Origin of the sequence: Richelia intracellularis HH01 (assembly GCF_000350105.1) — a bacterium.
Taxonomy (GTDB): domain Bacteria; phylum Cyanobacteriota; class Cyanobacteriia; order Cyanobacteriales; family Nostocaceae; genus Richelia; species Richelia intracellularis.
Window position 1 is genome coordinate 27976 of sequence record NZ_CAIY01000028.1, and the last position, 15262, is coordinate 43237.

Annotated in this window: 8 protein-coding genes; 3 read left to right on the forward strand and 5 right to left on the reverse strand. The window is 33.7% G+C overall.

Annotation, left to right across the window (positions count from 1 at the left end; genetic code table 11):
* Positions 1-216 precede the first annotated feature (216 nt).
* Complete coding sequence (gene cobU, locus RINTHH_RS03140; RefSeq protein ID WP_008232781.1) at positions 217-774, forward strand: bifunctional adenosylcobinamide kinase/adenosylcobinamide-phosphate guanylyltransferase; 558 nt, start codon at positions 217-219, stop codon at positions 772-774.
* Positions 775-1916: 1142 nt separating this feature from the next.
* Positions 1917-2339, forward strand: a complete 423-nt coding sequence (locus RINTHH_RS03145; protein ID WP_008232783.1) for a hypothetical protein — start codon at positions 1917-1919, stop codon at positions 2337-2339.
* Positions 2340-2721: 382 nt separating this feature from the next.
* On the opposite strand, the gene RINTHH_RS03150 is transcribed toward RINTHH_RS03145, so the two are convergent.
* The 3 genes from RINTHH_RS03150 to RINTHH_RS03160 all read right to left on the reverse strand — a co-directional run bounded on the left by RINTHH_RS03150 (position 2722) and on the right by RINTHH_RS03160 (position 8813).
* On the reverse strand, positions 2722-4488 hold the full coding sequence (locus RINTHH_RS03150; RefSeq protein ID WP_008232785.1) for a DUF3685 domain-containing protein: 1767 nt from the start codon (positions 4486-4488) through the stop codon (positions 2722-2724).
* A 912-nt stretch (positions 4489-5400) separates the two neighbouring features.
* Positions 5401-6204: a Nif3-like dinuclear metal center hexameric protein gene (locus RINTHH_RS03155; RefSeq protein WP_008232787.1), complete on the reverse strand. Its 804-nt coding sequence runs from the start codon at positions 6202-6204 to the stop codon at positions 5401-5403.
* Positions 6205-7490: 1286 nt separating this feature from the next.
* Positions 7491-8813, reverse strand: a complete 1323-nt coding sequence (locus tag RINTHH_RS03160; RefSeq protein ID WP_008232791.1) for a dihydroorotase — start codon at positions 8811-8813, stop codon at positions 7491-7493.
* A gap of 737 nt (positions 8814-9550) precedes the next feature.
* On the opposite strand from RINTHH_RS03160, the gene lepB reads away from it, so the two are divergent.
* Complete coding sequence (gene lepB, locus RINTHH_RS03165; protein ID WP_044304494.1) at positions 9551-10195, forward strand: signal peptidase I; 645 nt, start codon at positions 9551-9553, stop codon at positions 10193-10195.
* Between the two features lie 651 nt (positions 10196-10846).
* On the opposite strand, the gene RINTHH_RS03170 is transcribed toward lepB, so the two are convergent.
* Both RINTHH_RS03170 and RINTHH_RS03175 read right to left on the reverse strand, forming a co-directional pair.
* Positions 10847-12715: an ABC transporter ATP-binding protein gene (locus RINTHH_RS03170; protein WP_008232794.1), complete on the reverse strand. Its 1869-nt coding sequence runs from the start codon at positions 12713-12715 to the stop codon at positions 10847-10849.
* A gap of 416 nt (positions 12716-13131) precedes the next feature.
* Complete coding sequence (locus RINTHH_RS03175; RefSeq protein ID WP_008232804.1) at positions 13132-14721, reverse strand: glycoside hydrolase family 57 protein; 1590 nt, start codon at positions 14719-14721, stop codon at positions 13132-13134.
* Between the last annotated feature and the right edge of the window lie 541 nt (positions 14722-15262).

Consider the following 15262-nt stretch of genomic DNA (forward strand, 5'->3'; position numbering starts at 1 on the left):
GAAGTAGGGCTTAGCCTACTGTTATTATAATAACTTCCTAAAAAATACCTGAAAAGTATTTTCCATTTCCTAATTAACTAAGATAATTCTAATATCGTTTGTATTTCATGTGCTCGTATTAGCCTGTTCAGAAAGTAATGTTGTAAGCAGCAATTCTACTTACAAGTGTCAAAAAATCATGATGTTAAAATTCCTAATTCATGTTGAGGGAAAACTATGAGTCAGATTATCCTAGTAACTGGGCCTGCCCGCTCAGGTAAAAGTGAATGGGCTGAAACCTTGGCTACTGAAACACAACTTCATGTAGTATATGTTGCGACAGGAAACCAAGATGTTAATGATACAGAATGGCAAAAACGTATTCAGAATCATCAATTGCGTCGTCCTCCTAATTGGCTGACACTAGAGGTTCCTCGTAATTTGTCACATGTTATTGCAGATGCACATCCTCATAGTTGTATATTGGTTGACTCTTTAGGAACTTGGGTTGCAAATTATCTAGATATGAATGAAGAAACTTGGTCTAACATTGCACAAGAATTATTGGAAACAGTGGGAATAATAGCTGCCAAGATAATTTTTGTTGCAGAAGAAACTGGTTGGGGTGTTATTCCTGCTTATCCTTTAGGTAGAATTTTTCGTGATCGTTTAGGTAATTTAGTACGTCAATTGAGTGTTATTTCTGATACTGCTTATCTTGTGACGGGGGGATATGTCCTTAATCTTGGAAGATTAGGCTTCCCATTACCTATAGTTCAAGAGGACACAAATTAAAATGATTTGTTACCTTATTAATATATAGCTATCAAATTAATATATAGCTTAGGCATCGATGTCATACTATCAGAATTTATGTATGGTGCTACGTACAATTCAAAAGCAAGAAGCAAAACTATTATTCTATTGGCTTAATATTTATTTTAGACTTTAATTCTTTTGTTTAATACAACCAAACAGAAACATATAATAGTAGGAAGAATACAGATGGTTGGTATTTTTGCCCTCTTATTAAAGGTATGTTCCATTATCTTTACTATAGTACTCTAAAAGATTTTTAAGCAATACTTGGGGTCAGGTAAAACATATGCCAGCTTGATTTTGATTACCATTCTGTATATTAAGATCAATTTAAACAGTAAAGTGGAGAAATAGAAAATAAATATGTGCTAAGAATTTTATATTCGTAGGAATTCATTTGGCCAAAATAAAAAAATATAAATAAGGAAAGATGAAACAATTACGAGTTTTGATGGGACATATGGACATAAAAAAATAATTGGGAGGGATTTTGCAAGCTTTGTGGATGAGAAACATATAAGAACCCATATAATATAGCCAATTTATCTAAGAATCACATGACACAATAAAACGCAAGAGATACTCTCAAGAAAACTAGCATCAGTTTCAGTTGGCCTACTACCAAATTAGACTATTCGGCACTACAAAACACAAGGTAATTTTTCAGTGTATCTTTCTTGTCTAGTCTTTTATGATAGGTAAATTACTTTGGCAGTTTTCTGCTATCTATGACGATGTCTTCTTAAAAGGCTGAAGAGTGAGACATTATTTGAAATAGGCATTACTATTAAACCTGATATGGACAGTAAAGAATTTAATGATTTTATTTAATTATTTTGTTTATTAAAAATAAACCTACTAGAAATATTGATGTGAAATGGTACAATTGAATTTATTGTACATTGTGATCGACCCAAACACTTATCTATAAGTCTTTAATTGGATACTAAAATTCGCTTGAATACACGTACGTTGAGGCCAGTCTATTTATTTTGTAAGTTAATTTTATAAAGGTAAAATATGTTAGATAAGTCATGGGATCAACTGCTTATTAAAGCTTTATTTTTAATTCCAAGTTAGTTGTTTAAAATCCTAATCGTAGGAGATACAATTGTACTATGGCTAGTAAACAAGAAGTTAAAAAATATCTTGCCCATTGGTTCCAGCTGGGTATGGTTGTAGTGCCAAGTCGGGGTGGTATTACCTTATCACCCAAAATTGTAATTGCTGGTGGAAAATATAGTAAGGAATTTGAACAGTGTTGGCAACAAGTAATTTCTTCCCCTAGAACAAAAGATTATTACTTGGAAGGAACTGATCAAACTATTAACGAATTACTAACACCTGCTTGGGAAATAGTTGAATGCTCACGCTGCAATATGCCTATTGCAATGCATAGTAAGGGAATGCCTACAGAAATATGTCCTTGCCATTATTTGAAAACCTGGCCTAATACAGACGTCCCCTCACCAAGATGTCCTGTTGATAGTCGAGTTCATCTCCAGTATATCTGTAATCGATTAGTAACTAAAATAATGTAGACACAAGTTAATGAACTTAGTAAAGCTGAGGATGATAGGAAACTCCAACAAAAAAGGGTGGAATGCTAGGTGATTTGAAATCATACATATATATATTATTAACCAAGGAAAACGACAGCTTGGCAGGTTTGTTACTGTTATCAAGTGTATACTCTAAGCCCTTAGGTGCCCATGAATTTCCACAGTGCACATGAATGCGACCATACAAGTTCAAAAAAGTTAATATTATGTCAATAGAATTAGGAAAACTAAATTCTAATACTAGATAATTACACAGCACAGTAAAATTGATCAAGCTGGGTCGATACAATAAAATAGTTATTACTTATCCTTATATTTGATTTAGATATATTCTAATGACTCAAATAAGATATTCACTCTACTATTGTTTCCTAGAGGATGTTTTATCAGATATGGAATTACTGCTAAGAGCTTGTAAAATTCCTTTTCCAATTAATCCAATTGCTCTTCCCATTACTTTAGTTAAAATAAATATGATGCCTTTACCTAAAAATGATACTAGTGACTGTAAAAGAGGAGCAATTGCATCCTTAAACTCAAGTACTAAGGTGAAAGATAGAGGAATGCCTGTTAGTTGTGATAACTCATGGTTCCGGTGTGCGTAAACTGATGTCCTTGCAATTCCACGATGTGTAAATACAAATATTTGGAACCGACTTTCAAAAATTTCTTGGGGCTCTTGAATATAATTTCTCACTCGATATTTCCAGGATAGTTCATTTCTAAACTTTTCCATTACCCTGGTAGAGTCTAATCTTCGATCATAGTATTTATCTTTAATATACTTCACATCAGCTAATCTATTGAGTACAGGTTGAATAATACTGTTTCCTACTTGAATCAATAGATTTTCTATCAACATTGAGCCTCGTTCTTTTGCTTCACTACTGTATGCAGGATACAAATAATTATCTACAGTCAATTCTTCCTGAAATATCAAATAGACAAATAAATCTTTGACAAGAGGGATTTTACCAATTATTTCTTTTTGAACGGTTTCCCTATCGCGCATAATCCAATCCACTATTTCTATATCTCTACCATTTCTATTTACTTTAGTAAATTTTCCAAAAAAATCTTTAGTGACTGTTTCCCACAAGTCCATTAGACTATCTATAACTACTTCAGATAATTGGTGAATATTTAAAGAAGAGTCCCTTAAATCATCAAGAGAATCGACTAATCTGTGTAGAATTAGGTATAGCAATTCCTGCTTCTTATCATCCCTTAAGATGTCTATTTCTAAGGGTATGTCTGTGAGATTTTGTAAACTGAATTGTAGCTTGTTGACTACAGATGTAAATAATTCGGATTGAATGGCTTTAGGACTTAGTAAGGGTGGTGCAGTTAGAGATTTTTGTGATGACCTAAAAGGGATAGTTTCTCCTATAGTGGAAAAACTTGCACCCATTGTAGATATCTGTTGCTTATTTTCCTGAAAAGACGTTAATAAGAATTGTACCAGTTTACCAGCTACGATTAATTCTCGTTGTCTCCCTACCAAAATAGCCCTTTCTAAGATAGGAAGTCCAGGTAATTGTAATTTTTCCGTTATACCCACTAATGTAAAGTTAATGTAACTCATAGATGACAGTCTAAGATTACGCTTTAACCTGGCTATAAGGGGTAGTTTTATATCATTGGTTGCCTTTGGTTCTTCAGATATATCAATTTCTTCCATCCAATAGTTATCACCTGCTATAACCTTCCCCATAGCGATAACCAAATCAGGAATTGGAGTACTTTTGGGGCAGTAGCCATCGACACCTGATTTTTTTGCTGCTAATAACCAACCTACATCTTTTATAGCACTGAAAAGAAACAAAGGTAGATTGGGATACTGGGCTTTTAATTGCTTACATAGAAGTAAACCCAAATATTGGCTGGAGCGTGATCGACCATTACCCAATTCCATAACTACCAAGTTGACTTGAGTAGGATCTGTTTGTGATAGTTCAGTTAGTATTTGAAGTGTAGCAGTGTCAGATTCAACTGTAGCAATAATATGAACTTGGATATATTCTGCCAAAGCTGTCTGTAATCCAAGCCGAAAAATAGGATCTTGTTCAATTAAAAGTAATTTTATTGGGTGATTGCCCGTGGGAACCTCCTTAGGGGGAAAATTCATAGCTTGTTTAAAAACACTATCGCTATATTACCCATCCGACTTGTACATTGCATCTAAGAAATACATAAAAATAATACATACTAACCCCTATTATAAGCTCATGGAAGAAATTTGACATAGGTTTAAGACTGCATATATGTCTTGAGCTCTTTCTATATGCTTTTGATTCTTATGGGAGAAATCAAAGGTAATAACTACCGAAAGTTGTAAACAACAGCACTATTTACGATGAACCTAGATATTCAAAATTAGTTGGGAGAATATCAATTTTGGGTACTTCCATTGTAATACCATCTAATCATGTCATCATATCATTGGAACTCCAAAATAATTGAGTATGTCTTTTTTCGCTTGTACTTGAGTATATATTAGGTTATAACAGTCACAAAAATTTATATGTATGAGGTTATGGCTGCAGATTCAACTCCATGACCTCTCATGCTAGTAAATTGAACATTATTACTGGGAAATAGTACGAAGTAAATGATATATTACCGGGATTTAGTTCTTTTTTTTCAAATATCAGTTTGAAAAATAGTCTTGCAACGTTATCTTCAATAAACGTTTATTCTAAGTTATGATTTTACGGGCGCGATATGATACATAGTTTTTGAATGCAATATCAACACAGTTATAAAGTTATTAACATTTATTCTAATATTGCTTTATTTTATGACTAGGCATGTACTACCAAGTTCAAATTAATGTAAATTAGGAAAAGATTAGAGAAGATATTAGATTTTACAATCCATTGTTATATTTCACCTAATTCAAAAAGTCTATTATATAAAAATATAATTTAGGAAATCTTCTTCTACATGTTTTGCTTACTCATAAAATAAGCAAAACATGTAGAAGAAGATTTCTATGGAACAAGTTGTTCAACATAATCTCCTCTAGCTTGTGTTTTCCCTAAGGATAGAAGTGGCGAAAATCCTCATCCTTTTGACTTAATTCCACCCAATCCACAGGTAGAGATTTTAATTTCTGTACCAAGCGGTTACAAGCCGGACGCTCTGTAGCAAAATGTCCAGCATCAACCAAAATCAAGCCCGCATCCCGACTTTCTTGAAATTGGTGAAATTTACAATCAGAAGTCAAATATAACTGAGCACTTGTTTTGGCAGCTTCGGAAATGAAGCTTGCTCCTGAGCCACCTAAGACGGCTACCCTAGAAATTTTCTGTTGTAAATCGGTAGTGGGAGAAAATAGTAGTTTAGAAGTATGAAGTTTGGAGTGTATTTTAATTAATAATTCCTGGAATGTCATACTGTGGGGTAAGTCTCCTACACGACCATAACCCAAATCTTCTTGGGTTGGTATTATAGGTACACTACCTTGTAAGGATAAAATTTGTCCCAGCACATCTGATGTACCATCTATAACCTTATCAAAATTAGTATGTGCAGTATAAATACTGATTTTATGAGCAAAAGCTAACCGTGATATTTCCGTTAATAGATTTCCACTGCATAGTGATTTGATAGGATGTAAAATCAGGGGATGATGGGCAAAAATTAAGTTGATTGGTACACCATATTTTTGGATAGCAATTGCTTCATTCATTACTGCTAAAGTCGGTGTAAGACATACTAATACACGTGCTTCTAACTGTAATACCCCCGTTTCAATTTGCCAGCCACAGTTATCCCAATCTTCCTGCCAAGCAGGACTGACCCATGACTCAAACCAGGTAATTAGATCGACGACTTTCATATTTTTTATTTATCCATCAAAGTGGCAATCACCTAAATAGAATATACTGCAAGTGTTCATTTATAAAAAATGACTAACTCTAAGTGATTGTAAAAATAGAATTTCTGAAAGCTAGTATATATGCTTAATCAATTAAAATACCAATAAGACAACGAACAAAAAAATTCAGCCATATACCCATAATAAAAATGTGAGAAGTTTTGATAAAATAGGTTTTCTTAACGATCAAATTTGACAGATATTCTCAGACAAATGACTATGTGAAAAACACAATAGAAAATACAATAGGTTTACCGGAGAACACAAAAAAATAGAAAGTTAATAGGTACAATTATAAATGTGGAGAGTTTATTAAAAATCAGGGTGATTAGCTGGTATAAATAACCAACACTCACGACCCCAGATAATAAATATGAGTAACAGGCATATAAGTCCCAATCCAAATTATTATTAAGTCAATATATTAAGACTCTATTGACTGCTTAACTTCTAAAAACAAACTCTTTTATCTTATTCCAAGATATTTCTCAAAGCTTGATTAAGTTATAAGTTTGTGTTCAGGTAAAGAATAGAATCAAGTTAATTACTGAATAATGATAATTAAAATTATAAAGGGATGGTATTATCATAAGTCCAAATCAGGTATCTTATTACACTGGATTTAAATATTCCAACTAATACCATTATACAGGAGTATGAAAACTAAATGGTTTTAATGATTTGGAGTACTTTGTTCCTAAGTAAGATTCTAATAAGAAATATTACTTATCTAATAGCTAATATTATATCGGACTTATCTACTGGAATAACACCAGATGTTGGTTTTTCCCAAACTTGCTGGTAGTCTGCCTCGTTTACATCTCCGATTAACACTCCACTCTGTGTTATTATTAATTCTTTGCATATATAATTATGCCAGTTATGGTGAGATGATGTTTGATTATCTAAATCATTTCTTATCTTGGGTAAATTGCTCTTTGTAGTTCTATTACTCTGCCTGATGCTTGATTTATAGTTTTTCTACACCAAATTATTTACTCCACTATTGACTCTATTCATAACTAAATAACTATAATACCCGAATGTACTAACTGCAGAGTTAAATACTACTTCTGGTCTTTTGTAATTAATAGAAGTGTATGATTCTCACTTCTATCTTGTCATTTTAATTTTCGAGTTTTTAGCTTGTAACTATAAATGCATTAACCAAGAATAAGTTGTGTGGCTATACACTCCTAACTCGTCTATATTTGCGGCAAAATATGCAAATATTATGTATGAAGGCTTTAAACTCCAAATTCTAACATCCGACCTCTCACTTCTGTATTTATCTTGCCCTTCGCATATGCTACTTGACCACAAACAATAGTGTATATAGGCCATCCAGTCAGTTCCCAACCTTCGAAGGGACTCCAGCCACATTTGGTCAATAAGTCTTGGCGCAATACTTTACGGTAAGTATTTAAATCTACTAATACCAAATCTGCATCATATCCAGGAGTTATAGCCCCTTTGTTTTTAATAGAATATGCTTTTGCAGGAGCAGTAGACATCCAATTAGCTACTTGAGCTACAGTACAACTTCCCTTCATTGCTGCAGTTAACATCAAGGTTAGAGAGGTTTCAACTCCTGGCATACCTGAGGGTGATTTAGGATATCTCTGGGATTTTTCTTGTAGGGTATGGGGCGCATGATCTGTCGCGATAAAGTCAATTACCCCATCTAGCAGGGATTGCCATAATACTTGATTATCATAAGGCAATCTTAAGGGGGGATTCATCTGTGCCAAAGTTCCTATGTTTGCATACTGATCAGTATTTAAGAATAAATGTTGGGGTGTCACTTCTGCTGTTACATAGTCAGGTTTATCTTTACGCAGCAGCTCTGCCTCATCACATGTAGACATATGTAAGATATGCAATCGGCGTTTATATTTTTTAGATAGTCTTAATGCTAATTGTGTTGCTGATAATGCTGCTTGATTGTCTTGAATTTGAGAGTGAATTGCCGGATCCTGAATATTGGCAAATTCGCACCGTTTTTGGTTGATCCTAGTTTGATCCTCCGCGTGAACAGCAATCAAGCGATCCCCTTTAGAAAAAACCGATTCCAAAATTTCTTCATTATCTACTAACAAATCTCCAGACATAGAACCCATGAAAATTTTAATGCCAGGGGTCGGGTTTACCTTAAGTAATTCTTCTGTATTTTCTCCCGTTGCCCCAATAAAAAAGCCATAATTTACCAAGCACTTACTTGCAGCTCTTTTCAGTTTATCATTTAGGGCTTCCTGGTTAATTGTTGGGGGACGAGTATTAGGCATTTCTAGAAATGAAGTTATACCCCCCTTTACACAAGCACAAGTGGCAGTGAATAAATCTTCTTTGTGTTCCAAGCCAGGTTCCCGAAAGTGAACTTGAGGATCTATTACCCCTGGCAATAAAGTCAACCCAGTTGCATCAATTTCTGTAGCTGATTTTGTCATTGAAATTCTTGATGCAACTTCCACAATTGAGTGATCATAAGTTAGTACATCTCCAACTATAGATTCACCATTAGGCAACAGAATATGAGCATGGCGAATTAGCAAACTACTATGTAATGACATGAAGTTAATTGTTATATAAGTGGCATCAGGAAAATTTTCAGGGAAAATAATAAAAATACTAGTTTATTTCATGTTTATGGCGGAAAGTACTCCATCCTAATTTAGATGGCTTTGTCTATTAAATATGAAGAATTATATTCTTTAGTAAACTGGTTATATATTTATTTTTTCTCTAGTAAACATCCATTTTAATAGGTTATACTTAATTATCTTAAATATTCAGACAATTTTTGTAAAGTGCGACAAAAAACTTGTTATCATATACATAGTTTTTTAAGATTCTTGTGGGTCTATTTTCTGGTAATTATAGATCTCAAAATTGAGGCCAATGCAATAATCTGATTTGTAGTCTTTAGTATTATTAATTGATGTTAGAATCATAAGAATTTATTTGATAAATCACTAGAATTTTCCCTATAGCCTAAAATAGGTGATTGATTTTTTCAAATATTGGTTGAAATTGCTTTTAACCAATATTCATGTAATGTAAATGGTTATTTTGGAAACTTTAGATTGTTAAAGTCTTGATGAAAGTTAAAATATTTACTAAAGATGTTACAAAGAAAAACTAGCTATATTATCATCAAGTCAATTAATAAAACAAACAATAAGTTGAAGAGCAATGACTGATAAAAATTTAGCTACTGAGGTTAAAATCGAGGTGATCATATGGTAAGTCGATATGACCAGCTTACTTAAATAACTGTATACTATGGTTTTATACTTATATTTGTTTATTGCAAAATCAGATGTCTGATAATAAATATATCACCCAGCTAAATAACTCCTGGATAGGAGAACTTGTTAGGACTATCGGATTAAGTGTTATCCTTGCTCTTGGTATTCGTACATTTGTTGCTGAAGCACGGTGGATTCCTTCTGGTTCTATGGAGCCAACCCTACATGGAACACCCAATCAGTGGGAAGCAGATAAAATTATTGTTGATAAGCTCAGCTATAAATTTACTAAGCCACAGCGAGGAGATATTGTAGTTTTTTCTCCTACCCAAGAGTTAAAGAATGAAAATTACCAAGATGCATTCATCAAACGTGTAGTTGCTCTACCTGGAGAAACAGTAGAACTGAGAGAAGGCAAAGTTTATATCAACAAACAGCCATTAAGAGAAAATAGTCGTGCTTTACCTGAACAATTTACCTCAGTAGAAGTCTGCACTTCAGGACAGCGACCACCTTTTCTTTCCAGACCAAAAACAATTCCCCTCGATTCATACTTAGTCCTCGGAGATAACCGTGGTAGTAGTTATGATAGCCGTTGTTGGGGGGTAGTACCTAATAGGAATATTATTGGCCGTGCTGTAATACGTTTTTGGCCCCTTAGTAATATAGGTAGTATTGATAAAGCACCTGTTTATTCGAGATAAATTGAAAATTTATGATTATCACTATATTGATACTGATTAGTATACTCATAAAGATATCCTTCTTTTATCATCAAAATTACTCAGCATCTCAAGCAAAAAAGTCAAAAATATGAGGCTTACCAGTGTTTAAGCAAATAAAACTAATTTTATTTAATACTTAAAAAAATTATAAATGGACTTACAAAATCCTTTTGTTTCTATATAATTATTGGCAATCATAATCATAAAACCATGAAAGTATATTGAGAGCTGATATATAGGGAGAAAGACAGTGATAATATGAAAATTAGCTATGCCACCCACCTGAAATCATGATCTTTACATAAAGATAATTTGAGTTGTAGGGTAAGTATTATATCAATAATATTATATATATAATTCAGATGCCTGAGAATATATGCTATACAGCATACCTTACACCTTGAGTTTAGACTAGAAAAATAAAGAGGAGAATGTAAGGTGGTAGTTCGCTTTTAGGATGACTTTGATTACAGGATTTCCAATTAGTTGATATTAATAATTGGAAAAGACTTTTAGATAGAAGAAAACCAATATTTATTTTTACATTTGGAGATATTTTTTTCGTTTAACATTACTGGATGATTAACACACACATAAAATGAAAATTTCTACATATTTACATATGACATTTTAACGTGCTCTTAGTTTAATTTTCTGTGTATACTCAGGACTACCGGTAGGAATAGAAGCTATTAAATTTTGCGTATATGCTTGCTGGGGTTGGCAGTAAACTTCCTCAGCAACTCCCTGTTCAACAATTCTCCCATGATTCATAACCAAAATACGGTCGCTCATGTGTTTTACTACACTCAAGTCATGGGAAATAAAGATATATGTTAGTCCAAATTCTGTTTGTAACTCTTTCAACAAATTCAAGACTTGTGCTTGTACTGATACATCCAATGCAGATACTGACTCATCACAAATAATAAATTTAGGATTCAATGCTAAAGAACGTGCAATACTAATTCGTTGCTTTTCTCCCCCAGAAAATTCATGAGGGTAGTTTTTCATTAATTCTGCATTTAAACCCACCCGTTCTAATAAAAAAGCAGCCATTTCCTTCCTTGCTTTTTTCGTTTTACCAATAGAGTGAATTAAAAATGGTTCTGTAACTATATCGCCCACATTTAACCTTGGGTTTAAAGAAGTAAAAGGATTTTGGAAAATAATTTGCATTTCCCTACGCAGATTCTTTAAGGATTTTCCTTTTAACTGGTTAATATATTTTCCTTCAAAGATAATTTGTCCTGCTATGGGTTCAAGTAATCCGAGCAAAGTTCTTCCAATCGTAGTCTTACCACAACCAGATTCGCCAACTAACCCCAAGGTTTCTCCTTGCTTAACATCAAAGGAAACACCGTTAACTGCGATATGATAGCGTGTAATTTTTCCAAATATTCCTCGTACAGGAAAACCTACCTTCAAGTCCCGCACCTCTAATAAAGCTGGTTGTTGCCTAAGATATGTTAATCGTTGTTCTCTTTCTTTAGGAGTTACTTGTAATGGAAAGGCTGGTAATTTTGCCTTGATTAAGACTTCTCCAGTATCCGATTTTTCCACACTCATATAGTCAAATACAGTAAGCAATTTTTTCGGGTGACTATCAAGAGTAGGCCGGCAGGCAATCAGACCCATGGTATAAGGATGTTGAGGACTGGTGAAAACCTCCCTAGCATTGCCATATTCAACAATTTTTCCCTTGTACATTACTGCTACCCTGTCAGCTACCTCAGTAATCAGTCCCAAGTCATGGGTAATAAAAATTATCCCTATTTCTCGTTTTTGTTGCAACTCACGCATTAAATTTATAATTGAGGCTTGTACTGTTACATCCAAAGCAGTGGTAGGTTCATCTGCAATTAGTAATAGGGGATTGCAAGCAATTGCCATAGCAATCATAACACGTTGCAATTGACCTCCAGAAAGTTGATGAGGATATCTTCCCAAAAGTTCAGCTTTGTGAGTATTAACTAATTTTGTTAGATTTGTTTTATCTTGTGGAGAAATACCAGTATTGATGTAATATTGTTCTAAGATCTCATCGCTAGGTAGTAATTTTACCTCTTGCAAACCTTTTATCACCTGATGTTTTGCTTGCTCTGCAGTTATGTTCTTATGGCGTAAAATTACTTCCAATAACTGAAAACCAATAGTATAAACAGGATTTAGGGAATTCATAGGTTCCTGAAAAATCATGGCAATATCATTACCACGATATAGTTGCATCTCCTCCGTAGATAATTCTAACAGGTCTATTGATCCACCATTTTTCTGGGAATAAAATAAAATCTCCCCATGACTGATTCTTCCTGGAGACCGTATTAATTTCATGATTGCTAAGGATGTAACAGACTTGCCACTTCCCGACTCGCCAACTATACCTAGTATTTCTCCACGGTTTAATTGAAAATCAATACCATTGACAGCTGTAAAAGTATTGTCGCCATCAGCGAATTCTACCTTCAGATTGCGAACATCTAGAATAGTTTTTTTCATATTTGATTGATTTTGCATATGTTATAGATTGACACCACTGGTACACTCCCTGGGCATATACCACTAATGAATGATAAGTCTCTCAGACATCAAGGTCACTTGAGGTTTCTAAGATTCTAGCGAAGAAAAATTTTGTTATAAAATTTTATTCTGTTGATTAGATGTATTAAATTTCAAACTTCTATAAAATGTTCAATTTTTGGCATAGCTCTATTAACTTAAGTATGGATATTATTAATGAAAATAAGGAGAATTTAAATTATGGTGAAGATAATTTCCAAAATAATACATTCCTAGATATTTTATAGTTAACAAATCCAATTTAAAATTTTATAGCACACAAATCTTATCTTCATAAAATACATATGGGAGCATATATATCGCCCCCAAAATCCCATAATATAGTTTTCCCCTTATTACAAAGGACGATAAACACGATAATTAATGTTAGGAAAAATATTATCTATATATTCTACCTTTTCTAGCCAACCACTGTCGATTTTATCGGTTTTTATATCCTCATATAATTTGTTAAATCGCATTAAATGTGACCGAGTTCTTCTTATAGCATAGGGAACCATAGTCTTTGTGCGCATAATAAATGCCCAGTCAGAAGATTGTGCTAAAAGTAACTCTCGTGTTGCCTGGTTGAAAGCCTTTTCTTCCAAAATATCTGAGGCTTCTCTAGAAGAAATTTCAATCATCCGCTCTGCAGCCTTATGTAAATGTGGGTAAATCCACGCATTTGTCTCATTTAACCAATACTCATGGAATCCTCTATATCCCCAACTTGACTGAGAAGGACGACAAACTTGTTGGGTGGTATTGTCACGCAAGTAGTCTGCCAAGTGGGTCAAATTATATAAATCTTGGTCATACCAAGATTTACGAAACAGATAATCAAGGAACCAAGGACCTTCATACCACCAGTGCCCAAATAATTCAGCATCATAGGGAGATACAACAATTGGTGGGCGTTGCATTACTCCCTGGAGATGTTCTACTTGACACTTCCGATTGTACATAAAGTCTTCTGCATGCTCTGAAGCTTTTTTTCTTGCCCAATAGGGGTCATACAAAGCTTTATCTGATAGACCTAAGTCCCTACTAGTGATTTTATGATACTTAATGCCTATGTTTTTCCGTTGTCCATTAGGCATAATATAGGGTTTAATATAGTTATATTCTGCTTCCCAACCTAAATCTTTATAAAATTCTCTATATTCAGGTGTACCAGGGTAACCTACCTCAGACGACCAAACCTGTTGGGAGGACTCATGATCTCTGCCAAAAGCAGCTACACCAGTTTCAGTAAAAATAGGGGTATAGGTTCCAAATCTAGGACGAGGACGAGCACATAGAATGCCATGTCCATCAGTGAGAAAATAGCGCAAACCAGCATCAGCTAACATTCTTTCCAAGCCTTCATAGTAAGCGCATTCTGGCAACCAAATTCCTCTAGGCAGATTTCCAAATGTTTCTTCATAGTGCTCGCATGCTACCTGAATTTGTGCCCATACAGCCTGTGGGTACATCTTCATTAATGGTAGATAAGCGTGAGTCGCACCACATGTGATAATTTCTAAATTATTGGAGTCTTGAAATCTTTTAAAAGCTGTAACTAAGTCTCTGTGATACCTGTCCCATGTTTTTCTGGTGTTACTGAAGCTGGAAACATAGTGTTCAGCTAAATACTTTAGATGACCATGGTGGGTATTATGTTCAACTTCTAACTCTGCTAACTCCTCCAATTTGGCTAAGTGTTGACTGTAACGTTCTTGCAATAGTGGATCGCGCAGCATTGATACCAAAGGTGGTGTCATACTCATGGTAATTTTGAAGTCTATGCCGTCCCTTTTTAATCCTTCAAATACTTGCAGTAAAGGTATATAAGTTTCTGTAATTGCTTCATAAAGCCATTCTTCCTCCAATACATAATTACTTTCTGGATGACGAACAAAAGGTAGATGAGCATGGAGTACAAGAGCGACGTAGCCTATAGCCATAGTGATTCCAAATTGTTAAGTAATTAAAGTTAAGTGTCGGATAGTATCAGATATAAATTAATAATATTTTAAGACCTTCTTGTGATTGTGACTGAAAATCCTTTAACACACAAATTCTATATTTTATATTATCTATCTTAATTGCTGGAGTTTAGAGTTGATTATCGAGATTTTAGGTTTATAATAAACTTACTTAAAAGTAACAATAGCTTCAAATCATGATATTAAAAATCATAGAGTATATGACATATTTAGTGGATGCTTGTTTATTTCAGTTTAAATTACTTATCACTAAAACAAACTCTTCAAAAGCTGTGTAATCATATGATTTATTGTTTGGGAATTTACTAGTAATGTTGCCTTTATCTATAGTCTAGTAGCTTATACATGGTTTTATATAATGTTTATTATTTTTAATAAGTAAATAATTATGCTAATAGCATTATTATAATGAAGAGTTTAGTAACACAAAAATCTCCTTATGTTTTGGTCAATAAAGAATTGCCCTAGACCACACTCTTATATACCATAAATAAACTAA